General features: G+C 61.9%; 20 protein-coding genes. 10 read left to right on the top strand and 10 right to left on the bottom strand.

Annotation, left to right across the window (positions count from 1 at the left end; all coding sequences use genetic code 11):
• Nucleotides 1–8: 8 nt before the first annotated feature.
• Together AB4Z53_RS14050 and AB4Z53_RS14045 are read right to left on the bottom strand one after the other, a co-directional pair.
• Nucleotides 9–1,004, bottom strand: a complete 996-nt coding sequence (locus AB4Z53_RS14050) for a nitrilase-related carbon-nitrogen hydrolase (protein WP_441596363.1) — start codon at nucleotides 1,002–1,004, stop codon at nucleotides 9–11.
• A gap of 207 nt (nucleotides 1,005–1,211) precedes the next feature.
• Nucleotides 1,212–2,063, bottom strand: coding sequence for an AraC family transcriptional regulator (locus AB4Z53_RS14045; RefSeq protein WP_441596362.1), 852 nt, complete (start codon nucleotides 2,061–2,063; stop codon nucleotides 1,212–1,214).
• A 171-nt stretch (nucleotides 2,064–2,234) separates the two neighbouring features.
• On the opposite strand from AB4Z53_RS14045, the gene AB4Z53_RS14040 reads away from it, so the two are divergent.
• Complete coding sequence (locus tag AB4Z53_RS14040) at nucleotides 2,235–2,828, top strand: GNAT family N-acetyltransferase (RefSeq protein WP_441596361.1); 594 nt, start codon at nucleotides 2,235–2,237, stop codon at nucleotides 2,826–2,828.
• A gap of 71 nt (nucleotides 2,829–2,899) precedes the next feature.
• A complete protein-coding gene (locus tag AB4Z53_RS14035) occupies nucleotides 2,900–3,379 on the top strand; it encodes an HIT family protein (RefSeq protein WP_441596360.1) in 480 nt (159 codons plus the stop codon).
• Between the two features lie 202 nt (nucleotides 3,380–3,581).
• Here AB4Z53_RS14035 and alaS read toward each other — a convergent pair whose 3' ends face one another.
• Nucleotides 3,582–6,245 carry an alanine--tRNA ligase gene (gene alaS / locus AB4Z53_RS14030; RefSeq protein ID WP_441596359.1) on the bottom strand — a complete coding sequence of 888 codons (2,664 nt, stop codon included), beginning with the start codon at nucleotides 6,243–6,245 and terminating at the stop codon, nucleotides 3,582–3,584.
• Between the two features lie 231 nt (nucleotides 6,246–6,476).
• Nucleotides 6,477–7,565 carry a recombinase RecA gene (gene recA / locus AB4Z53_RS14025; protein WP_113540060.1) on the bottom strand — a complete coding sequence of 363 codons (1,089 nt, stop codon included), beginning with the start codon at nucleotides 7,563–7,565 and terminating at the stop codon, nucleotides 6,477–6,479.
• Nucleotides 7,566–7,886: 321 nt separating this feature from the next.
• On the opposite strand from recA, the gene AB4Z53_RS14020 reads away from it, so the two are divergent.
• Together AB4Z53_RS14020 and AB4Z53_RS14015 are read left to right on the top strand one after the other, a co-directional pair.
• Entirely contained in the window at nucleotides 7,887–8,834 is a 948-nt protein-coding gene (locus tag AB4Z53_RS14020; RefSeq protein ID WP_441596358.1) for a carbohydrate kinase family protein, read from the top strand.
• 31 nt (nucleotides 8,835–8,865) lie between these two features.
• Nucleotides 8,866–9,795, top strand: a complete 930-nt coding sequence (locus AB4Z53_RS14015) for a pseudouridine-5'-phosphate glycosidase (RefSeq protein ID WP_441596357.1) — start codon at nucleotides 8,866–8,868, stop codon at nucleotides 9,793–9,795.
• Between the two features lie 405 nt (nucleotides 9,796–10,200).
• On the opposite strand, the gene cckA is transcribed toward AB4Z53_RS14015, so the two are convergent.
• Nucleotides 10,201–12,828 carry a cell cycle histidine kinase CckA gene (cckA, locus tag AB4Z53_RS14010; protein ID WP_441596356.1) on the bottom strand — a complete coding sequence of 876 codons (2,628 nt, stop codon included), beginning with the start codon at nucleotides 12,826–12,828 and terminating at the stop codon, nucleotides 10,201–10,203.
• A gap of 268 nt (nucleotides 12,829–13,096) precedes the next feature.
• On the opposite strand from cckA, the gene AB4Z53_RS14005 reads away from it, so the two are divergent.
• Entirely contained in the window at nucleotides 13,097–14,095 is a 999-nt protein-coding gene (locus AB4Z53_RS14005; RefSeq protein WP_441596355.1) for a flagellar biosynthetic protein FliO, read from the top strand.
• A 129-nt stretch (nucleotides 14,096–14,224) separates the two neighbouring features.
• Here AB4Z53_RS14005 and dksA read toward each other — a convergent pair whose 3' ends face one another.
• Complete coding sequence (gene dksA, locus AB4Z53_RS14000; RefSeq protein WP_034794589.1) at nucleotides 14,225–14,644, bottom strand: RNA polymerase-binding protein DksA; 420 nt, start codon at nucleotides 14,642–14,644, stop codon at nucleotides 14,225–14,227.
• 416 nt (nucleotides 14,645–15,060) lie between these two features.
• Here dksA and AB4Z53_RS13995 point away from each other — a divergent pair, with 416 nt between their 5' ends.
• The 4 genes from AB4Z53_RS13995 to AB4Z53_RS13980 all read left to right on the top strand — a co-directional run bounded on the left by AB4Z53_RS13995 (nucleotide 15,061) and on the right by AB4Z53_RS13980 (nucleotide 19,058).
• Entirely contained in the window at nucleotides 15,061–15,579 is a 519-nt protein-coding gene (locus AB4Z53_RS13995) for a SixA phosphatase family protein (RefSeq protein WP_441596354.1), read from the top strand.
• Between the two features lie 132 nt (nucleotides 15,580–15,711).
• Nucleotides 15,712–17,208: a YcjX family protein gene (locus AB4Z53_RS13990; protein ID WP_441596353.1), complete on the top strand. Its 1,497-nt coding sequence runs from the start codon at nucleotides 15,712–15,714 to the stop codon at nucleotides 17,206–17,208.
• Nucleotides 17,205–18,296, top strand: a complete 1,092-nt coding sequence (locus tag AB4Z53_RS13985; RefSeq protein ID WP_441596352.1) for a YcjF family protein — start codon at nucleotides 17,205–17,207, stop codon at nucleotides 18,294–18,296. The genes AB4Z53_RS13990 and AB4Z53_RS13985 overlap by 4 nt, the downstream gene beginning before the upstream one ends.
• A gap of 210 nt (nucleotides 18,297–18,506) precedes the next feature.
• Nucleotides 18,507–19,058 (top strand): hypothetical protein, encoded by a 552-nt coding sequence (locus tag AB4Z53_RS13980; protein WP_113540067.1) that lies wholly within the window; start codon nucleotides 18,507–18,509, stop codon nucleotides 19,056–19,058.
• An 88-nt stretch (nucleotides 19,059–19,146) separates the two neighbouring features.
• Here the strand turns inward: AB4Z53_RS13980 and folK are convergent, their stop codons facing one another.
• The 3 genes from folK to folP form a co-directional block, all read right to left on the bottom strand.
• Entirely contained in the window at nucleotides 19,147–19,671 is a 525-nt protein-coding gene (gene folK, locus AB4Z53_RS13975; protein ID WP_441596351.1) for a 2-amino-4-hydroxy-6-hydroxymethyldihydropteridine diphosphokinase, read from the bottom strand.
• Complete coding sequence (gene folB, locus AB4Z53_RS13970) at nucleotides 19,661–20,029, bottom strand: dihydroneopterin aldolase (RefSeq protein ID WP_057248908.1); 369 nt, start codon at nucleotides 20,027–20,029, stop codon at nucleotides 19,661–19,663. The genes folK and folB overlap by 11 nt, the downstream gene beginning before the upstream one ends.
• A 118-nt stretch (nucleotides 20,030–20,147) precedes the next feature.
• On the bottom strand, nucleotides 20,148–20,999 hold the full coding sequence (folP, locus tag AB4Z53_RS13965; protein ID WP_113540069.1) for a dihydropteroate synthase: 852 nt from the start codon (nucleotides 20,997–20,999) through the stop codon (nucleotides 20,148–20,150).
• A 107-nt stretch (nucleotides 21,000–21,106) separates the two neighbouring features.
• Here folP and AB4Z53_RS13960 point away from each other — a divergent pair, with 107 nt between their 5' ends.
• Nucleotides 21,107–21,736 (top strand): DUF922 domain-containing Zn-dependent protease, encoded by a 630-nt coding sequence (locus AB4Z53_RS13960; protein WP_113540070.1) that lies wholly within the window; start codon nucleotides 21,107–21,109, stop codon nucleotides 21,734–21,736.
• 528 nt (nucleotides 21,737–22,264) lie between these two features.
• Here AB4Z53_RS13960 and AB4Z53_RS13955 read toward each other — a convergent pair.
• The gene (locus AB4Z53_RS13955) at nucleotides 22,265–22,585 is read right to left on the bottom strand and encodes a 2Fe-2S iron-sulfur cluster-binding protein (protein ID WP_113540071.1); all 321 of its coding nucleotides are present in this window, start codon (nucleotides 22,583–22,585) and stop codon (nucleotides 22,265–22,267) included.
• Nucleotides 22,586–22,753: the final 168 nt, after the last annotated feature.

Here is a 22,753-nt window from a genome sequence, read left to right as displayed (position 1 = left end):
GTCTACGCCTAGAACATATCGCGCCTTTTGCTTCGCGGGTCGTCGCTGACGATATGCGGATCGTAGATCCCGCCTCGCGCCTGTCGACGCCAGGGTCGGGCGGGATCGCCGGGATCGTTGCCGATATCGGCCACGACAATTGAAGGGCCATCTCCGGTGCATCGCGCCGCCCACTGGCCGTCGGGAGCAATGATACCCGAGGCAGCGGCGAGGCCCGGCTGTGCGAGAACGGCAAAACTTGCCCAGTAGCAATTGCTGGACGCATGCCCCTGCACCTCAGCTGCGAAAGCAAGATCGTTCGGTTGCGCGCCGCCAGTGGTCGAGAACAGGACGCAATCGACATTCAGGCGCTCGTACTCGAGGAAGAGCTCGGGAAAGTGGCACTCGATACCAAGCGTGCAGCCGAAGCGGACACCGTCAACGTCGAATGTCAGCGGGATCGATCCGGGCGTGTACATGAACGAGATCTTGGTGTTCGACAGCATGCGTTCGTCGTAGCGCGTCGCGACCTCTCCCTTGTCCGAAATCACATACAGGCTGTTATGCGGGCGGTGCGGTTCGGTGAGCGGGTGTACAGATCCGAGCACCGTCCATAGGCCGAGGTCCCGTGCCAATGATCGGGTGGCATCAAGCTCCGCGCGCAGAACCGCCCAATCGAACCGGCGCCAATCGGATGGGCCGATGTCGCGGGGACCGATAGCGGACATGATACGCTTGTTCGGAAAGCACGTCGCTCCCTCCGGGAAATGCACCACACGCGCTCCTGCCCGATGTGCCGCCCGCATCAGGTGCCGGATCTCTTCGCCGGCAAGGCGAAGCGCTGCGGCGTCTCGCGGATCATCGAAATAGCCGGATTGAACCACGGCCAGGCGCAACGCCTTTGATTGCGGCGGTGTGTCTTCCACCGAAGCATCGCGAAGATGCATGAGTGCTGTGGTGTAGGATTCACCGGTCTTGGCGGCACGGGCACGCACGCGGCGTTTGAAATTCCGGCTTTCAGTCATGACGGGCCTTTCGCGTCTCGGGCAAGTTCCCCAGCAACCGGACCCGAAACGGTGGGGCCAGGTTTGCGACCCGAGACAGAAGTCCCTTTGCCTCCGTGAAAGGATCGTGCTGGGGACGATCTTTGGAGGTTCGGCGCAGGCCACGCCGAACCAAAACTGCCGCCCGGCCGCTGATTCGTCAATTGCGACGCGGCGAACCCATACCCGTCATTTCAACGGCAGGTAGATCTCGCTCAAGAGTTCGGTCGGCGCGACCTCGCGGGGATTGTTGAGGTACTTCTCGAACATCAGGCTGTCGCGGATCTCACGGCCGGACTGCGGCAGCCAGGTGCCGTAGAGCCATTGGTAGGCCTTCGGCATATCCGCATAGGGGCCCTTGTGGCGCAGCACGGCGTAGCGGCCGCCGTCGAGGTGCTGAGCTGTCAACGGAGCGTCCGTTGGCATCTGTTCGCGTGCGCTGACGCAGGCGAAGGAACGCAGCTTGTCGGTCGGCACCAGTTCGGGATCGTCGAGATAGATGCCAATCATCTCCATCTCCGGTCGGAACAGCTGTCGTGAGAACAGGGTGCCGTAGAGCGTTTCGAATGCGCGTCCGATCTCCATATAGGAGCCGCTATGGGCGACGCCGACGAGATCGAAGACGTCGACGTCCTTGAGGGTGACTTCATACATGTCAGGGATTCCTTCCGTTGACGCGGTTTCAAAGGCGACATGGCTTCCCTCTCTCCGATAGCGCCCCGGCGGCAGCCCGTAGGCTCCCTTGAAGGTGCGATTGAAGGATTGCAGATTGGGATAGCCAGAGCGCTGCGCGATCGCTTCGACAGGAAGATCGGATTGGGCGAGATCGGCAGCGGCCCGCTGCAGCCGCAGCCGCTTCACCGTTCCGGCCAGCGTCTCGCCATGGACAGCACGGTAAATACGGTGCCAATGGTGCGGCGACATACAGGCAATCTCGGAGAGACGATCGAGGTCGAGATCGCCGTCAAGATGGCCGTAGATGTAGTCGCTGACCCTGTGCAGACGCCGTTCATAGGTTGCCCACGTCACCCGCTCTTCCATGTCTACCCTTTCACGCTTTGCTCACGGATCGGTAGACCATAGATCAATTTGACAAATCCTGCGGAGTTGTCTGGCGCGCAGCCGGCGGTTCTCGTGGTAGCCTGCATTCCGACTGACACATAGGTGCCAGTACTGTTGGCCACACCGCCGATTGAAATCTTGAGAGGTGGAATGCCTGATACGTTCGATATCCACCCATTGACGGCCGATCGCTGGGCCGATCTCGAAGACCTTTTCGGCCCGGAGCGCGGCGCCAATTCAGGATGCTGGTGCATGTGGCTGCGCATCAAGGGCGCAGACTATAAGGCCACGGACAAGGCTGCCCGGAAAGAGACTTTCTGCGCAATTGTAGTGGCCGGACCGCCACCCGGACTGCTCGCTTATAGCGACGGAAAAGCGATCGGTTGGTGTGCTGTCGGCCCACGGTCGGATTCCGCGCGTTTTCATGACGCGAAAGCGTCGCGGCCTCTACAAAAAGCGAATGAACCTGATCTTTCGAGAGTTTACCCCACCTGCTTTTTTATGCGCACAGGCTACCGCCGTCAGGGTCTCATGCGGCAGCTTGCCGGCGCCGCCCTTGAATTTGCGAAAGCGAACCACGCGGTGGCCGTCGATGCTTGTCCCATCGACTCCGAGAAGCCTTTGATGTGGGGAGAAGGTTTCGTCGGTATTGCCTCGGTCTTCACCGCCCTTGGATTTTCAGAGATCGCGCGCCGATCCCCACGGCGACCGTTGATGCGACTTAACCTATTCGATCAAGAATGAAATTGATAAATAGGTTTCGTCGTCGCGGATAGCTCTGTAGTTTTTGCGGCAGCTATAACGGAGGCAGAAGCTTGCAAATCCCTCAGCAGTTTCATGTTGCCGAGACAAACGGATGGCTTGTTAATCACCGGATGAACTCGGCTCTGCCCGGCTATCTTATGGTCGGCTCTAAGGGCTACGCCAACGATCTTTCCGATCTAACCGAAATTGCTTTAACCGAGCTTGGTCCGTTGCTGTCGCTGGCTCAAAGAGCGCTAAAAAGAGAACTGAACGCCCAGCGAGTATATATCAGCAGGTATGGGCACACTCCCGGTTATCCAATCCACTTCCATATCATTCCAATATACGACTGGGTGGAAGAGCTGTTCTGGTGCGACGATCGGTATCGTGCGCTGGAAAGCTTTGCGGAAGGACCGGGCGAAACAGCAACGGATGGCGCAGAGCTCACTCTGTTCGTTTGGCGCGAGTTTTGTGAACGCGCCAAACCACCGCCGATCAAAGGCCCCTCAGTGAGGCAGGTCATCGCATTGTTGCGAAAGGCAATGTCGTAGAAATCTACCTTCGCGACAAAACTGCCAAACTGAACCGAACCTTCCTGCAGATTCCCGTGGCAACGCTTAATGCTGGAGTGCCACAGCGGATAGCGCGCCTCATTTCAGTTGCTGCATGCTTCCCTAAATAGTTTCCGACTTAAGGAAACATGCAGTACTTCAAAATGCGGCAGTGGCTCTTTCTATAACTCTTTCCTACCAATTATCCGGCGAGCGCGACGGCGACCGCTTCGATCGCTTCGGCTGCCTTCTCGCCATCCGGGCCGCCGGCCTGGGCCATGTCCGGGCGTCCGCCGCCGCCCTTGCCGCCGAGTGCGGCGGATGCGACGCGAACGAGGTCGACGGCGCTGAGCTTCGAAGTCAGGTCATCGGTGACGGCGACGACCGCACTGGCTTTGCCGTCGCCGGAGACGCCGACAAAGGCGACGACGCCGGAGCCGAGGCTCTTTTTGCCGTCATCGGCGAGGCTCTTCAGATCCTTGGGCTCGACGCCCGAAACGACCTTGCCGAGGAAACGGACGCCGGCGATTTCGCGGGCGGCATCGGCGGAACCTGCCTCGCCGCCACCGCCGAGCGCCAGCTTCTTCTTGGCTTCGGTCAGTTCGCGCTCGAGCTTGCGGCGTTCGTCGAGCAGCGCTTCGACGCGGCCGAGCACGTCGGCCGGCTGAACCTTCAGCGTGCTGGCGAGCGTCTTCACGCGCTCGTCCTGCTCGTTGAGATAGGCGCGCGCCGCTTCGCCGGTCAGGGCTTCGACGCGCCGGACGCCAGCGCCGACGGCACTTTCCGAGACGACGCGGACGAGACCGATGTCACCGGTGGCTGATACGTGGGTGCCGCCGCAGAGTTCGACGGAATAAGGACGGTTGGCCTTCGAGCCGTGAACGCCACGACCCATCGAGACAACGCGCACTTCGTCGCCGTATTTTTCGCCAAAGAGCGCCATTGCGCCTTCGGCGATCGCGTCATCGACGCTCATCAGGCGCGTGGTCACCGGCGTGTTCTGCACGATGATTTCATTGGCCATTTCTTCGACGATCTTCAGCTCTTCCGCCGTCATCGGCTTCGGATGCGACACGTCGAAGCGCAGGCGCTCCGGCGCCACCAGCGAGCCCTTCTGGGCCACATGGGTGCCGAGTACTTCGCGAAGCGCCTCGTGCAAGAGGTGGGTTGCCGAGTGGTTGGCGCGAAGGCGCGAGCGGCGCGCGTGATCGACATCAAGCTGGGCAGCGTCCCCCGTCTTGACCGTGCCTTCGGCAACAGTCGCGAAGTGGACGAAGAGCCCCTCGCCGCGCTTCTGCGTATCCGTCACGGTGAGCTTGCCGCCTTCGGTGGTGATCGTGCCGGTATCGCCCATCTGGCCGCCCGATTCGCCGTAGAACGGCGTCTGGTTGAGCACCACCTGGACGGTGTCGCCCTTGGCAGCTGAAGCAACGACGGCGCCATCGCGCACGATCGCCTGGATCACGCCTTCGGCGGTCTCGGTGTCATAGCCGAGGAAATCGGTGGCACCGTGCTTCTCCTTGAGCTCGAACCAGATCGTTTCGGTTGCCGCCTCGCCGGAGCCGGCCCAATTGGCACGGGCCTCCGCCTTCTGGCGCGCCATGGCGGCCGAGAAGGCATCGGTGTCGACGGTGATGCCCTTGGCGCGCAGCGCGTCCTGGGTCAGGTCGAGCGGGAAGCCATAGGTATCGTAAAGCTTGAACGCGGTCTCGCCGTTGAACTGGTCGCCTTCGGAAAGATCGGCAGAAGCGTCGGAGAGCAGGTTGAGGCCGCGCTCCAGCGTCTTGCGGAAGCGGGTTTCTTCGAGCTTCAGCGTTTCGGAGATCAGCGCCTCGGCGCGCACCAGCTCCGGATAGGCGCGGCCCATCTGGCCGACGAGAGCCGGCAGCAGCTTCCACATCAACGGGTCCTGCGCGCCAAGCAACTGGGCGTGGCGCATGGCGCGGCGCATGATGCGGCGCAGAACGTAGCCGCGGCCTTCGTTCGACGGCAGAACGCCGTCTGCAATCAGGAAAGCGGAGGAGCGCAGATGGTCGGCGATGACGCGGTGGCTCGCGCGACGGTCGCCTTCGGCCTTGACGCCAGTTGCCTCTTCGGACGCGGCGATCAGGGCGCGGAAGAGATCGATGTCGTAGTTGTCGTGTTCGCCCTGCAGCACGGCTGCCAGACGCTCGAGGCCCATGCCGGTGTCGATCGACGGACGCGGCAGGTTGACCCGCTCTTCCTTGGTGACCTGCTCGTACTGCATGAAGACGAGGTTCCAGATCTCGATGAAGCGATCACCATCCTCGTCGGCCGAACCGGGTGGTCCGCCCCAGATCTTGTCGCCATGGTCGTAGAAGATTTCCGAGCACGGGCCGCACGGTCCGGTATCGCCCATGGCCCAGAAGTTGTCGCTGGTCGGAATGCGGATAATGCGGTCATCGGAGAAGCCGGCGATCTTCTTCCAGAGGTCGAAGGCTTCGTCATCGGTGTGGTAGACCGTGACCAGCAGGCGCTTGGCGTCGAGGCCGTATTCCTTGGTGATCAGGTTCCAGGCAAGCTCGATAGCGTTCGCCTTGAAGTAGTCGCCGAAGGAGAAGTTGCCGAGCATCTCGAAGAAGGTGTGGTGACGCGCGGTGTAGCCGACATTGTCGAGGTCGTTGTGCTTGCCGCCGGCACGCACGCATTTCTGCGCCGTGACGGCCGTCGAATAGGGACGCTGCTCCAGGCCGGTGAAGACGTTCTTGAACTGCACCATACCGGCATTGGTAAACATCAATGTCGGGTCGTTGCGCGGCACCAACGGGCTCGACGACACGACCTCGTGACCGTTTCTGCGGAAATAGTCGAGAAAGGTCGACCGGATTTCATTCACGCCGCTCATCTTGCGTCCTATTCTTAAGCATCAAATCCGGCCGGCAGCGGCCATCGCCGCGCCATCAACCGTTGTCCTTGAACCCCGCAGCCACCCATGATGGCCGCGCCCTCCAACGCCCTCGGTCGCCGGAACCAAAGGCTTTTATCGTTCACGTATCATACTGTCCAGACGGCAGCAAAAAACCGGTCGCCAATGGGACGACCGGTTTCGTTGGTAGCTTCTGCGGACCTCGGCCGCTTATGCTTCGGGGGCGTCGTCGCCGTCGTCAGCTTCCGGACCGCCATTCTCGAGGAACCGGTCGGCGATCAGGCCAGCGTTCTGGCGCAGCGCCGTCTCGATCTCGCGTGCGAGATCCGGGTTGTCGCGCAGGAACGTCTTGGCGTTCTCGCGGCCCTGCCCCAGGCGCTGGCTATTGTAGGAGAACCAGGCGCCGGACTTCTCGACGATGCCGGCCTTGACGCCGAGGTCGACGAGTTCGCCGGTCTTCGATACGCCTTCGCCATACATGATGTCGAATTCAACCTGCTTGAAGGGCGGTGCCATCTTGTTCTTGACGACCTTGACGCGGGTCTGGTTGCCGACGACCTCTTCGCGCTCCTTGACCGAGCCGATGCGGCGGATGTCGAGACGCACGGATGCGTAGAACTTCAGCGCATTGCCGCCGGTGGTGGTTTCCGGCGAACCGAACATGACGCCGATCTTCATGCGGATCTGGTTGATGAAGATGACCATGCAATTCGACTTGGAGATCGATGCGGTCAGCTTGCGCAGCGCCTGGCTCATCAGACGGGCCTGCATGCCCGGCAAGCTGTCGCCCATTTCGCCTTCGATTTCAGCGCGCGGCACGAGCGCTGCAACGGAGTCGACGACGAGAACGTCGATCGCGCCGGAGCGTACCAGCGTGTCGGTGATCTCAAGCGCCTGCTCGCCGGTATCGGGCTGCGAGATCAGGAGGTTTTCAAGATCGACGCCGAGCTTGCGGGCATAGACCGGATCGAGCGCGTGTTCGGCGTCGACGAAGGCGCAGATGCCGCCCTTCTTCTGTGCTTCGGCGACGGTCTGCAGCGCCAGCGTCGTCTTACCCGAGCTTTCCGGGCCGTAAATTTCAACGATACGGCCCTTCGGCAGGCCGCCAATGCCGAGCGCGATGTCGAGGCTGAGAGAGCCGGTCGAAACCGTCTCGATCTCAATGATGCTGTCCTTCCCACCGAGCTTCATGATCGATCCCTTACCGAACGAACGTTCGATCTGGGAAAGTGCCGCTTCAAGTGCCTTGCTTTTATCCACCGATTTGTCCTCTACGAGCCGCAAAGAGTTTTGTGCCATTTGGTCCACCTTTAGGTTATTGAAGCTACCGAGGCAATGAAGCCGCCGCAGGAGTTTTTGTACATGTTTTGTTCCGTATTTGCAAGAGCAGGACAATACATTGAAAAACAACCGATATTTTGGTTTCGTTCCGTTCATGTTCATGGATTGAAACCAAGGGTTCTCGAAGACGAGGGATACCCCTTYGAACCTGCCCGGCAAGGCTTTGCCGATTCGCCGCCGACGAAGACGTCAGGCGCATCAGGTACTTGGAATTCGGCCATCGGCCATTGCAGATAGCCAACAGATATTTCGGCCGAACGGCCAAGCAGAGGAACATTCATGACGGAAGCTGAAATCGCCGTTTTCGGCGGTGCGCACATCGACAGGCGCGGCCGCATATCGGGAACGACGGCACCGGGGTCCAGCAATCCCGGCACCTGGTTCGAAGAGGCCGGCGGTGGTGGCTTCAATGCGGCCCGCAACCTTTCGCGCCTCGGTCACAGCGTGCGCATGATCAGCACGCGTGGCGGCGATGCGGCTGGCGAGATGGTGACGGCAGCGGCGGCCGCCGCCGGCGTCATCGACAGTCCCCTCACCTTTCTCGACCGTCAGACGCCGAGCTACACGGCGATCCTCGAGAACGACGGCAATCTGGTCATCGCGCTCGCTGACATGGAGCTCTACCGGCTGTTCTCTCCCCGGCAGCTGCAGCGGCGGGCTCTGCGCGAAGTCGTCGCCACGAGCAAACTCGTGCTGACGGATGCCAACCTGCCGGAAGAAACGATTGCCGCGCTGGTGCAATCGGCTGCCGATACCGGGCGCCTTGTCGCCGGCATTGCGGTTTCGCCCGCCAAGGTCATCCGCTATCGTTCGTGCCTTTCATATCTGTCGTTCCTGTTCATGAACGAATCCGAGGCGCGAGCGCTGACCGGCAAGGACGCAGCCGAGGCGGAAGAATGGCCGTCGCTGCTGCGAAGCGCAGGCCTAAAGGGTGGCGTGGTGACACGCGGTGGTCGTGCGGTTGTCGCCTTCGATGGTGAGCGCGTCTGCGTCGCCGTTCCGCCGGCCCTGCCGGCACTTGCCGACGTCACCGGCGCCGGCGACGCACTCGCTTCCGGATTCCTTTCCGCCCGGCTCGCGGGTCGCGGCATCGACGAATGCCTGCGGCACGGCATCGCAGCCGCCGGAATCACATTGCGCTCTCCCTTGGCCGCATCCGAAGAGATGTCCGCGACCAATCTCGAACAGGCGCTGGCCCTTGTGCCCGCTCCCCAAATGCTGTCATGACAATTGCCAGCAGAACTCCCAAGGAAAGACCATGACCAAACCCGCTTCTCCCTCCCTGCCGATGGAATATTCGAACGAGGTCGCAGCCGCCAAGGCGCGTGGCGCGCCGATCGTGGCGCTGGAATCGACCATCATCACCCATGGCATGCCCTATCCGGGCAACCTGAACATGGCCCGCAGCGTCGAAGCGATCATCCGCGAACAGGGTGCCGTGCCGGCAACGATCGCCGTCATCCATGGCGTGCTGCATATCGGCCTTGAAGACGCCAAGCTGGAAGAGCTGGCAAAGACGGAAGGTGCGATGAAGGTCTCGCGCGCCGACCTCGCCTTCGCGATTGCCGAACGCCGCACCGGCGCGACCACCGTTGCCGCGACAATGATTGCCGCCGCCCGCGCCGGCATCCGGGTCTTCGCGACCGGCGGTATCGGTGGCGTGCATCGCGGCGCCGAACTCAGCTTCGACATTTCGGCCGACCTCGACGAACTTGCCCGTACGGGTGTCATCGTCGTTTGCGCCGGCGCCAAGGCAATCCTCGACATTCCGAAGACGCTCGAAGTGCTCGAAACCCGCGGCGTACCCGTCGTCACCTATGACAGCGAAGTCTTCCCGGCCTTCTGGTCGCGCGACAGTGGCCTCAAGAGCCCGCTGATGCTGAACAGCCCGGCAGCGATCGCCAACTTCCAGAACATGCGCGAACTGCTCGGCGTCGACGGCGGCATGCTGGTCGCCAATCCGGTTCCGGAAGAAAGCGAAATCCCGCGTGAGGAGATGGAAATCTACATCGCCCGCGCACTCGACAATGCCGAGAGCGACGAGATCACCGGCAAGGCCGTTACGCCTTACCTGCTCGACAACCTCTTCCACATGACCGAGGGCCGCAGCCTCGAGACCAACATCGCGCTGGTCGAGAACAATGCCCGCCTCGCCGGCGAAATCGCGGTCGCGTTGAACGCGCAGTAAATCACTCCGCAAGACCACGGAAAAACGGAAAGGCCCGGGACGCAAGTGCCGGGCTTTTGCATTTGCGAAGGTTGAGTATGCGCTGGAAGTTTGATCTAGCACCGAACGCTGCCTGCATTGCCTGCCGCTCGGTCGTCGCTGGTCGTCCCATTCTCGTCGTCACACACTATGCTGACGATCATTCGTGCGTTCCTGGACGGGGAACCAACGTCGCGATGTCTGATGTCGTGGATATCCACCCCGACATTGACGAGATCGCGATCTTCCTCTGGGCAGGTCGGCAACGCGCACCGCGTATTGGCGAGCCCTGGTCAAGGCACAAGCACGATTAGTTCTGAACGCCTGTTTGGCAGCACCTGAGCCTCGATCTGGGCCGCTTCCGGCCCTTGGATCAATGGCGTCGATTTAGGAATCGAGCATCTCGCGCACGGAGACGGCCAGTTGCTTCAGCGAGAATGGCTTCGGCAGGAAGCCGAACTTCGCGTCGGCCGGCAGGTTGCGGGCAAAGGCATCCTCCGCATAGCCCGAAACGAAAATGAACTTCAGGTCCGGGTATTTCTTGCGAAGCTCTGTCAGAAGCGTCGGTCCGTCCATCTCCGGCATGACCACGTCCGAAACGACGATATCGACCGCGCCGTCGAGCTCGTCCATGATGTCCAGCGCCTCGACGCCGGATCCCGCCTCGTAGACGGTGTAGCCGCGCGTTTCGAGCATGCGCTTGCCGCCACGGCGCACCGCCTCCTCGTCTTCCACGAGCAGGACGACAGCCGAATCCCCGGTGAGATCGGCCGGCTCTTCGGCCTTCGCCACCGGTGCTGCAACCGCCTGTGCCACCGGCGCAGGTGCGGTCTCTGCCGCGGCAGACGCAGTCTGCGAAGGCTCTTCGACCGCTACCGGCACCTCGATGTGACGCGGCAAGAGGATACGGAAGGTCGTGCCCTTGCCGACCTCCGATTCCGGATAGATGTAGCCACCCGACTGCTTGACGATGCCATAGACCATCGACAGGCCGAGGCCGGTACCCTTGCCGACTTCCTTGGTGGTGAAGAACGGCTCGAAAATCTTGTCGAGGATCTCCGGCGGAATGCCGGTTCCCTGGTCGGCGACCTCGACCATCACGAAATCGTCGTCCGGCAACTCGCGGCGCCCGAAGGCTGCAACCTCTGCTGCGGGCAGGTTGCGCGTGCGAAGTGTGATAGTGCCGCCTTCAGGCATTGCGTCGCGGGCGTTGACCGCCAGGTTCAGCAACACCTGCTCGAACTGGCCGAGATCGGTCCTGACCGGCCAGAGATCTCGGCCATAGTCCACCTCGACCTTGACGTTGGTTCCGGTCATGCGGTCGACCAGCATGCGCAGGTCGCCGATCACGTCCGTCATGTTGAGCACCGTCGGCCGCATCGTCTGCTTGCGCGAGAAGGCGAGCAGCTGCCGTACGAGAACCGCAGCGCGGTTGGCGTTGCGCTTGATCTCCATCAGGTCGGCAAAGCTGGGGTCTGCCGGACGGGCCGACAGAAGCAGATGGTCAGACGAAAGCAGGATCGCCGTCAGCACGTTGTTGAAGTCGTGTGCGATGCCACCGGCGAGCGTGCCCACGGCGTTCATCTTCTGGGTCTGCGCCATCTGGTTCTCGAGCGCTTTCTGCTCGGTGATTTCAAGCGCATAGATGATCGCCGCTTCCTCAGGCGACTGATCGCTCTGGTCGATCACGGCGTTGATATAGAAGCGGAAATGGCGTTCGATATCCGTCGGATGCAGCGCATCGATCGGCGCGATATCGCCCTGCCGGTCCTTGGCCGCGGCCAGCGCCTCGTGCAGGCGCCCTTTTTCGGTTTCGTGCATCACGGCCTCGATCAACGCGCCGCGCTCGACGTCGTCCTGCGAGACGAGACCGGAGAAGAGCTTCAGGAATGGCGCGTTAGTGCGCAGAATCCGGCCGTTGCCGTCGACCGAGGCAATTGCCATCGGCGTATTGTTGAAGAAGCGGGTAAAGCGCATCGCCGCGCTCGATGCCGATTGATCGTTGTCCTCGCTGCCTTCGCGCGACATGACGATGGTTCGGCTTTCGCCGGGTGCCCCGTCACGGGTCGAGGAGACGCGGTGGATCATGCGCACCGGCAGGCTCTGGCCGTTCATCTTGCGCAGATCGAGATCCAGCATCTTGGTCTTCTTCAGGCCAGGCTCTGCCTGAACCGCCTGGACGAGCGTCAGCCCCTCGCCCGCCACCAGGTCGCCGATGCTGATCGAGCCCGGCTGGAACTTGGTTAGGTCGATGCCGAGCCAGTCGGCGAGCGTGGCGTTGATGTAGAAGATCTCGCCCTTGCGCCCGGCGGAGAAGAATCCGGCCGGGGCGTGGTCGAGATAGTCGATGGCGTTCTGCAATTCCTTGAAGAAGCGCTCCTGGTCGTCGCGTTCCGCCGTGATGTCGGCAATCTGCCAGAGATAGAGCGGGTTGCGCTCGCTGTCTTCAAGCGGCAGCACCCGCGCCTTCAAGCGAAACCAGTGGGCACCGGAGCCACTGGAGGTGCTGGTCGCCAGCGGCTTCAGCAGTCGGAATTCCTCATGCCCCTGCTTGCCCTCGTGCAGCCCGTTGGTCAGCCGGTAGATCGCTTCCGTCGCCTCGCGATTGCGCGACAGGATGGTCTCGAGCGACTGGATGCCGGCGGCGCTCTTTGCACCCGTCAGCGCGCCATAGGCGGCATTGGCATAGATGATCCGGCCTTTGCGGTCGGTGACGATGGTGCCGTCCTCATGCGCATCGAGAAAGGCGCGCGCCAGCTCGTCGGGCCGCGACTGCGGCATGACCTCGATGAAGCCGATGACGGAGGAAACGAGAAAGAAGATGCCGACCATGGCAAGAACGCCGAGGATGCCGAGAACGATCTCGTTATCCATCTCGTTCTTGAAGAGCACGAAGGCGATGGCCGAAACGGTAAGGACGATCGCGAGCAGAACGATCCGCAGCACGGTGCCCGGCCTGACGCCACGGTCAATAACCGGCATCTGGTAGTCGCCTGACTGCCGCAATTTCGTCATCTGGTCCTCTTATGCGGCCGGCGCCGCGCGGTGGCGCGGCCCAGCCCTTCCGGCCGGCATCCGCTCGATCCGCCGGGCGAAATCGGCCAATCCCGACCCGCCCTCGATCATCCGGACAAGAATCATCTTTAACAATCAGAGATAACAGCAAAAAGCACCTCGGCGGAAGCATTGCAGCCAATTCACAGGGAATGTCGGCGAAGTCCTTGTCCGAGCCCGAAAAAAGCCGTCAAATACTGCCACTCGAAAGGCAGAAGGAGTTCAGCCTATGATGGAAACGATCATCGCAGACAATGGCAGCCGGTTCGTCATCGCCGCCGCAGCCGTCGCGATCGGACTTCTCTGCCTCGTGATCGTACTCTGGGTCATGCGCAATCGCCCCTCCTCGCCCTTCATTCGCGGTGGCAAGAACCGCCAGCCGCGGCTTGCCGTGCTCGATGCCGCCGCCGTCGATACCCGTCGCCGGCTCGTCCTTGTGCGCCGAGACGATGTCGAACATCTGATCATGATCGGCGGTCCCACGGATATCGTCATCGAAAGCCGGATCGGTGCGCCCGCGGAGCGCGCCTCTGTCGCCGAGCGCAAGGCTGCAGAGCCGCTGGCAGTGGAAAGCCGGCCGGCAACACGGGAGCTTCCGCAGCAGGCCGCACCGGCGCTTGAACCTGAAACCGTCGCAGCCATCACGCCGGTCCGCCCCGTTGCCCGGCCGGAAGAACAGCCGGTCGCCCGTGTCGAGCCGGTCGCGCCGCAGCGTGTCGTCGCCGAGCAACGCCCGGCCGCAGCGCCCATGCTTGCGGCCGAACAGCGTCCGCTTGTCCGTCCGCCGGTGCAGCAGGCCGCGGAGATCCCGGCCGTTGCGACCGCTTCTACGCCTCAGGCAAACTTCGACGTCGCGGTAAACAGGCCCGCTCCGGTGGTTCAGCAAGTCCAGGCACCGCCGATCCCGGTCCAGCCCGTGCAGTTGCAGCGCCCGGCCCCCGCCATCCAGCAGCAGCCCCAGCCGGCGGCCGGCTTGACGGACTTCGAGCGCCTGCTTGATGCAGAGATCACCGGCGACCTGCAGCGCCTTGGCCCCGGCATAGCCGGCCCAGGCACGGTTACCTCCACGGCGGGCATGGTGGCGCCGGAGAGCCGCTCACTTGCGCCATCCGGTCGGCAGGAGCCCACGCTTGGCGCCCCCGGCGCCGAAGGCGGTCGCAAGGAACCAACCATCGAAGAAGAAATGAACCGCATGCTGGCCGACATCTCGGCCGGCCGGAAGCCGTAGCTTCCCCGCTAGCGGGTGACGTCGTTGCCCATCGCACGAAAAGAGCCACTCTTGATCAGCATCTGAACCAAAGAAAAAGGCGCGGTTTGACCCGCGCCTTTTTTCAGACAGTTCCGAAAGTCGGATATCCTATTCGTCCCGGTAGACCTTTTCCCGACGCTCGTGCCGCTCCTGCGCCTCGATCGACAGGGTTGCGATCGGACGGGCGTCCAGCCGCTTCAGGCCGATCGGCTCGCCGGTCTCTTCGCAATAGCCGTAAGTGCCTTCGTCGAGCCGTTGCAGCGCCGCATCGATCTTGGAGATCAGCTTGCGCTGGCGGTCCCGGGCTCTGAGCTCGATTGCCCGATCAGTTTCGGAAGAAGCTCTGTCTGCGAGATCCGGATGATTGGCGCTCTCCTCTGCCAAGTGATCCAGTGTCTCGCGTGCCTCGCGAAGGATGTCATTTTTCCAAGCGTTCAACTTGGCCCGGAAATACGCCCGGTGGTTGGCATTCATGAATTCATCGTCCTCGGAAAGGACGAAGGTACTAAGATCGATCTTCTCACTCAACGCGATTCTCCTGAAGAACATCTCATTGCGGCGGTGTATAGACCTATGGAAGCCTTGATTCAAGCCTCGGAAGAGACACTCAACCGTATTTTAATATTGCTCGCGATTCAGGCTAACTGACGAATATTTCATCAAAATTACACATTCGAACTTGAATACCTGCTTGTGCGTACCGCAGCGTCCGGCAGTTCTCGCTCAAAAGTGACGCTGATGTGTTTGCGTCATTGGATCGCCTGATCGCGACCGCGGCAAAGCGCAGCAGCTTGCCGATCCCCTGAAAAAAGCGGCCGGCAGCTTGATCTTTGCCTTTCCTGCGGGAAAAGGTGGGGATCTGTCGGGCGATGCGCAAGCTGTGGCCCGACAACGACATTCGACCCTGGCGCCAGAGGCGACAGGCAGGCACCGGAAACCGCACGATGCAAGACAGCGCCCCCAAGGCCCTCCGCCTCTACCTTCTGCGGCACGCGCGTTCCGGCTGGGCGTTGCCGGGGCAGCGCGACTTTGATCGCGCACTGGACGACGTTGGCTACATCGATGCGGAACGGTTGGCGCAGACGGCTGCCGACCGTGGCATCCATCCCGAGCGCATCCTCTGTTCAACCGCCGTGCGTTGCCGCGAAACCGCCGAGCCGTTCTTTCGTACCGTCAGCGAAGATCTCGACATCCGCTACATCGACGCACTCTATTCGGGGCCGACGACAGTCTACTTCGATCTCATAGATGCGCATCGGGATCTGAACTCGCTGATGCTGGTCGGGCACAACCCGATGATCGAGCAATTGCTTCACCAGCTGATCGGAGACGACGCCGCGCGTGAGGCCTTTCCCTATGGGTATCCGCCGGCGGGGCTTTCGATCCTCGACCTGCCTGCCGTTGCGCCGAACGATCGTGCCGAATTCGCGACATTGGTCTCGATCCTGCTGCCCGGCCAATAGAAGAATTGCCGGGCCGTCGTTGCGGCCGGGGAAATATTGCCTATATCGCGGTGGCTGCCTGCGTGCGACAGTTCTTGCCGGACGACGTCAGCAGAACGCCTTATGGAAATACGCCGCAAGAAAGAGCAAGATTTGGCGCCCAACCTGACCAGCTTCAAAGACGACGCCCTGATCGCGCTCGACAATCTGACCGATCGAGCCTCCGGCCTCGTCAACCCCTCCATCCGCCTCGGTGTCACCGGCCTGTCGCGCGCCGGCAAGACCGTTTTCATCTCGTCGCTGGTGCACAATCTGCTGAACGGCGGACGCCTGCCCGTGTTCGAGCCGGTGCGTTCGGGGCGGGTCTCGAAGGTCAGGCTTGAACCTCAACCGGATGACGCTGTGCCGCGCTTCCAGTACGAGGATCACATCGCCGCTCTGGTGCGCGATCGCATCTGGCCGGATTCGACCCGCGCCATTTCACAACTGCGCATCACGCTCGACTATGAGAGCGCCAGCGGCTGGAATCGACTGTTCTCACCGGGTCGTCTGTCGCTAGACATCGTCGACTACCCAGGCGAATGGTTGCTCGACCTGCCGCTGCTGGCACAGGATTTCCGCGCGTTCAGCAACAATGCCGTGACACGCGCCCGCGCCGCAAGCCGCAGCACCTTTTCAGCGGATTGGCTGACGCTGGCCGCTTCCGCCGGCCCGACCGCGGTTGCCGACGAGGCGAGCGCCCGCAGGCTTGCCGAGAGTTTCACGGCCTATCTGAAGGCCTGCAAGGCAGACGAACGCTCTCCCTCGACCCTGCCGCCTGGCCGCTTCCTGATGCCGGGCGATCTCGAGGGGTCGCCGGCCCTCACTTTTTCGCCGCTGCCCGATCTTCCTGATGGCCGCGCACCGAAAGGTTCTCTCTGGGCGATGATGGAACGGCGCTATGAGGCCTACAAGAAGCACGTCGTCAGCCCGTTCTTCCGCGAGCACTTTGCCCGCCTCGATCGCCAGATCGTGCTGGTCGACGCGCTGCAGGCGATCAACAACGGCCCGGAGGCGCTGCTTGATCTCGAGCAGGCACTGGCCGACGTGCTTGCCTGCTTCCGCCCCGGAACCAACAGCTGGATCTCGTCTTTTCTCACGCGACGAATCGACAAGGTGCTGATCGCCGCAACCAAGGCGGATCATCTTCATCACGAAAGCCACGACCGGCTGGAGCGCATCGCCGCACGCCTGGTCGATCGCGCCGCCGAGAGCATCGGCATGAGCGGCGCGGGCCTGGAGGTCATGGCGCTCGCCTCGGTCAGGGCAACCCGGGAAGCGACCGTCAATCACGATGGCCACGCGCTGCCCGTCATCGTCGGCACACCGATCTCCGGCGAAAAGATCAATGGCGAAATCTTTGACGGCGAGAAGAAAACTGCAATATTTCCCGGAGACTTGCCGGAGGATCCTGAAGTACTTTTCAAGGCGATCGAGATGCAGTCGGGCGGAACGACCTTCGTCGAGGCCGCCCACCCGATGCCGGAGCTCAGCTTTGTGCGCTTCCGTCCGCCGCATCTCGAAGAAACCGGCGGTGGCCTCAAGTTGTCGGTGCCGCATATCCGCCTCGACCGGGCCATGCAATTCCTGTTTGGAGACCGGCTGGCATGAGTGACGATAGCAATGGCCGCAGCCGCCGACCGGGCGCCTTTTCGGTTGGCGATGAGAAGGTGACCCAGCCCGCACCTCAACCGCGCGCGCCGCGGTCGCCCGCGAGCTTCGGCGACAACGTCGTGCTGACGCCCGATACGGAAGATCCGTTCCGCGAGACGACGCTTTCGGTCGAGGCACTCGCCCTGCCGGAGGCAAGCCCGCGCAAGCGACGCCTCTCGGTCGGCAAGATCGCGGTTGGCGCTTTCGGCATCATCCTGTCGCTGGCTGCTGGCCTTTGGGTCGATCGCCTGTTGCGAGATCTCTTCAGTCGCGCCGATTGGCTCGGCTACACCGCCCTTGCCGTCGTGGCGATCGGACTGCTGGCGCTGCTGATCGTCGTTGCCCGCGAATTCTCGGGCATGATGCAACTCACGGCCATCCAGAAGCTGAAAGCGGAAACGGAGACCGCAGCGACCTCAGGCAACACCAAGCTCGCGGGCTCGGCACAGACGAAGCTCGTGCATCTGCTGGCCGGCAATCCGCGAACGGCACGCGGCCGCACGCGACTGAAGGAGACCGAGGGAGAGATCATCGATGGCCCGCATCTGATCGAGCTCACCGAACGCGAACTCCTGAGCCCGCTAGACCGCGAAGCCCGTCGTCTCATCCTGGCTGCCTCGAAGCGCGTCTCGATCGTCACCGCGGTCAGCCCGCGTGCCTTGGTCGACCTCGGCTATGTGCTTTACGAATCCGCTCGCCTGATCCGCGCCATGGCCGAACTCTACGGCGGCCGCCCCGGCACGCTTGGTTTGCTGAGGCTGATGCGCGATGTCATCGCCCATCTTGCCGTCACCGGCTCGATTGCCGCCGGCGATAGCCTCATCCAGCAGGTGCTTGGCCACGGCCTCGCCTCGAAGCTCTCCGCGCGTCTTGGTGAAGGCGTGATCAACGGCCTGATGACGGCGCGCATCGGCATCGCGGCCATGGACCTTTGCCGTCCCATGCCGTTCCGCGCCTTGAAACGCCCGGGTATCGGCGATTTTCTCGCCGACTTGAGTCCGGGCGCCGGGCGCACAGGCAGCGAAAGCGGCGACCGATTCGCATGACACGCCGCTTCAGCGCTCGTTCCGGCAGACTCTTGAAGCGGCTTTGCAGAAAAGATGCGAAGCTTGGCCTGATGGGGCCAAAAGCGCTGTGCATAATTGGCGTCGCGGCCACAAAGATGCCTTGATACCGCCGCCTCAGAAACGCTCCATTAACCATTTCCGCGCAAATGTGACTTCCAGTTTCGGACGTTGACCCATCAAGGATCGTTTATGTTCTCGCGCCCCTCTTTGATCGCTCGCGGCACCGCCGCCCTCGCGCTTGCGGCTACCGTCAGCGTTGCGACGCCAGCCCTTTCCGGCGCCAAGGACAAGGCCTTCTTCGAGAAGGTGGCCGGCCAATGGAAAGGCCCTGGCGAGATTGTCGCCGGCAAGTACAAGGGCACCAAGTTCACCTGCGATCTCTCGGGCGAATCGGTGGCCGGTGATGACACTGGCATCAAGCTCGACGGCTTCTGCCGCGTCGGCGTGTTCAAGCAGCCGATGTCGGCACTCATCACCCGCAAGGGCAACAGCTATACCGGCAAGTTTCTCGATGGCGCCGAAGGCAAGGGCCTCGATGTCGTTTCCGGCAACGTCGCCAAGGACAAGGTCGTCGTCGGCATCAACCGCAAGAAGCTCAACGGCGCTATGATCGCCCGGCTTCAGGACGACCAGACGATGAACATCACCATTTCGGTCAAGGTCGAAGATACGATGGTCCCGGTCATCGGCGTCAGCCTCAATCGCCAGATCGATGCGATCGCCGTCGGCTCGATCAAGTAAATTCAAGGCACGGTCAAACAACAAAGCCCCGGCAATATTTGCCGGGGCTTTGTTGTTTTCGAAGGTCTTGTCGGGTTAGCGGGATCACTCAGGAAACCGCACGCCACCAGGTCATGTCGCCATCGGCAACCTCTATCCCTGCAATATCGGCCTCACGCAACCAGTCGCCGACCGTACGTCCACGCACCAACAAATCAGCAGCGAAGTCGGCAAGCGGCATGAGCACGAAACCGCGGTCCGTCATTCTCGGATGCGGCAGTTCCAGCCGTGTATCAGTCTGGGCCACGCCCTCATACGTCAGAACGTCGATATCAAGCGTGCGTGGTCCCCAGCGCTCGTCACGGACCCGCTTCATCGATCGCTCGATGTCCAGGCACGTGTCCAGCAGGGCTTCGGGCTCAAGGGTTGTCCTGACCTGGGCGCAAGCATTGAAGAACCAGGCCTGATCGGTCTTGCCCCAGGGTGGCGTGCGGTAGAGACGTGACACGGCCTCGACGACGCAGTCTTCGCGTGCATCGAGAGCCTGCAGCGCTTCGGCCATCGCCTTGCGCGGATCGCCGAGGTTGCCGCCGAGACCGAGAGAGGCGACGCGCCAGCGCGCCTCAGACGACATGCTCGACCGTCACTTCGACATAGTCGAGCACGCCGGGCACCGGCGCGTTCGGCTTGCGGATCGAAACCTTGGCGCGCTTGATCTGCGGAAAGCGCACGCAGAGCGTCTTGGCCACTTCCAGCGCCAGCGCCTCGATCAGATAACGCCGGCGCCCGGTGACGATACGCTCGATCTCCTGAAAGGCGATGCCGTAGTGGACGGTGTCCTCGATCGAATCGTCGACGAGCGCCGTTCCCTGCTCGACCTCGAGCTCGGCATCCACGAAAAAGCGCTGCCCGAGGAGCTCTTCTTCGTCGAAGACGCCATGGCGCGCAAAGAATGCACAATTCTTGAGAGTGATGGTGTAAGTCGGGCTCATGCTTCTCCGTCCCGTCGGCTTTTTCTGGGATCACGCCGGTTTCGGTCGCGTGCCGAGTTCAGCGTGATCGATTCTGGTAAGTGGCAGTCGCATGTGGGCCAAGGGCCGCGTGCGCTTTTCATCCCGTTCTGGCCCTGAGCATAGCATCGGCCATGGCCAGCGCATCCCTGCTGTTTGCGACATCGTGTACCCGGAAAATCGCTGCTCCAGCGGCGCGCAGCAGTGCGGTGGTCGCGGCCGTTGCCACATCCCGGTCGGCCGCTTCGCGTCCGCTCACTGCCCCGACGAAGCGCTTGCGGGACGTTCCCACCAGGAACGGAAGCTCGAAGCGGTGCAGCTCGGCAAAGCGCGCCATGAGTTCGAGGTTTTCATCCGTGTCCTTGGCAAAGCCGAAGCCTGGGTCCAGGACGATATGATCGCGCGTCACACCCGCCGTACTGGCGATTTCGAGAGAGCGTTCGAGAAAATGGAACTGATCGTCGATCACGTCGGGGAGCTTCTGCCTGCCGCGCCCGGTATGCATGATGCAGAGCCCTGCCCCGGTATCCGCGGCAACGGTTGCGATATCCGGCTCGCGCTGCAGACCGTGCACGTCATTGACGATGTGAGCGCCGGCTTCGACCGCCAGCCGGGCCGTCGACGCCCGGTAGGTGTCGACGGAGATGAGAGCATCGGTGTCGCGGCTGAGCGCCGAGATCACCGGCAGGATACGCGCCTGCTCCTCCTCAGCACTGACCATAGCGGCGTCCGGCCGCGTGGATTCACCGCCGATATCGAGGATCAGCGCGCCTTCCTGCAGGCACCGCACGCCCTGCGTTGCCGCAGCAACAGCATCGATGAAACGCCCGCCATCGGAAAAAGAATCCGGGGTAACATTGACGATCGCCATCAAAACGCCACGCGGCCCGAGTTCCAGGCTGCGCCCATGCGCCAGCTTCCAGCTAAATTTCTGAAATGGATTGTAAGTCATTTTCCCTCACGATCCGCATTCGGCCGAGAGCCCTCGATTTGCTGTTGCGCCGACCGTGGCTATGCCCCAAGCTTGATCGAAGTTCAACTGAAGAGAACCACGCATTGATGTCCCGAGTACGCGTCCCGTTCAAAGCCGCCCTCCTCGCTCTCCTGGTCGCCGCTCCCCTCAGCGCCGCGTCGGGAGAAACCGTGATCAACAAGAGCTTTTCCTATTTCACGATTGGTGGACGGACTGCGGCGGAACTCGACAAGGCACTCTCCACCGGCGGCCCGATGATGAAATCCACCGGCGCGCGTCACCCGGGCGCGACCCGCATCAAGTTCGGAGGTTCGATCACCTATGTGAACCGGGGCGGCCGTTGTGCGGTTGGCTCGGCACGCGTAACGCTCAGCACCCGCATCATCTTGCCGCGCTGGAAATACCGCCGTCAGGCAGGCCGTGACCTCGCTCTGGTTTGGGACACGCTTTCGAGCGACATCAAGCGTCATGAGGAGCGGCACGCGGAAATCGCCCGCAACCACGCACGGCGCATGGAGAAGATGTTCCTGGCGCTGAAGCCGGAATCGGATTGCGAGCGCATGCAGGCAAGCGTCGCGCGGGTCAGTGCCACGGCGATCGAAGATCACGACAAGGATCAGGCGCGTTTCGATCGTACGGAAGCCGCAAATTTCGACAAACGCATGATCCGGCTTTTGCAATACCGGCTCGAAGCGCTGAAGAAAACGCAACAATAGGTAGCGGCGCGCAGACCCCGAAGAAGAGCCGGACTATAGTCGGCTCCTGCGTAATTTCAGCGGCAATACCCACAGTATTTTATTGGTGAAATATAACGATGGCTGGCGGCCGCCGACTCATCTATATTGAAACCATGGAGCGAGGGGCCGGAATGAAGACTAGCCCTCGCCGAATGAGTGGGTTAAGCGCGGCGCAGTATTTGTGCGAAGAGCTTAAATATTGCCGTTACTTTAGTTTAGGCGGAGTTGTTCAATATTAAAAAGAAGAAACTGAACAGCGGAGCCGGCATGGGTTCTCCTGGCGTGTCTTGGTGCTGCAGATGTCCCCTCCCTCATCTGTTAGCGATGCGCCCTCCTCGCCTCGCTTGTCCAACGACCGGCGAGGCGCTTTTTTTGTGCAAAGCTATGGATTGGAGAGCGGCCCGCGCAGTCCGATGCGGAGCGCTGAGGCCAGACCCTCAATTTGAGTAGCGGCGGCTGCGTCATAGCGCGATGCCGAACGCGCAAGCTGAAAGATCGCGATGCGACTTAAGCCTGACGCTCCGGCACATGCACGACGAGACCCTCGAGGGCATCGCTCATCTTGATCTGACAGGAAAGCCGCGACGTCGGGCGGACGTCGTAGGCAAAGTCCAGCATGTCTTCTTCCATCGCTTCCGGAGCGCCGACGACAGCCGCCCAGGCGTCATCGACGTAGACATGACAGGTCGCGCAGGCGCAGGCCCCGCCGCATTCGGCTTCGATGCCGGGAACCGAATTGCGAACGGCGTTTTCCATGACCGTCGAGCCGTTTTCGACATCAAGTTCATGGCGCGCGCCATCAAAGGCAACGATCGTAAGTTTTGTCATGTTTCTTTCCGGAATGAACTGCTGGGACTGGCAAGGCGTAAAGCCTGTTCAGAACGCACGCCGCTCGGGCGCAAATTCAGTGGAAGTTCTTCCAACAAATCCGCCGGCCAGTCAACAACGGCCATCATCCCATGCCTCGCGCGCCACGGGCGCGAGGCCTTTATCTTG

This window comes from Ensifer sp. 2TAB8, from assembly GCF_052115125.1.
GTDB lineage: Bacteria > Pseudomonadota > Alphaproteobacteria > Rhizobiales > Rhizobiaceae > Ensifer.
Note: the sequence above shows the minus strand (reverse complement) of the source record. Positions and strands in the feature narration are given on the sequence as shown.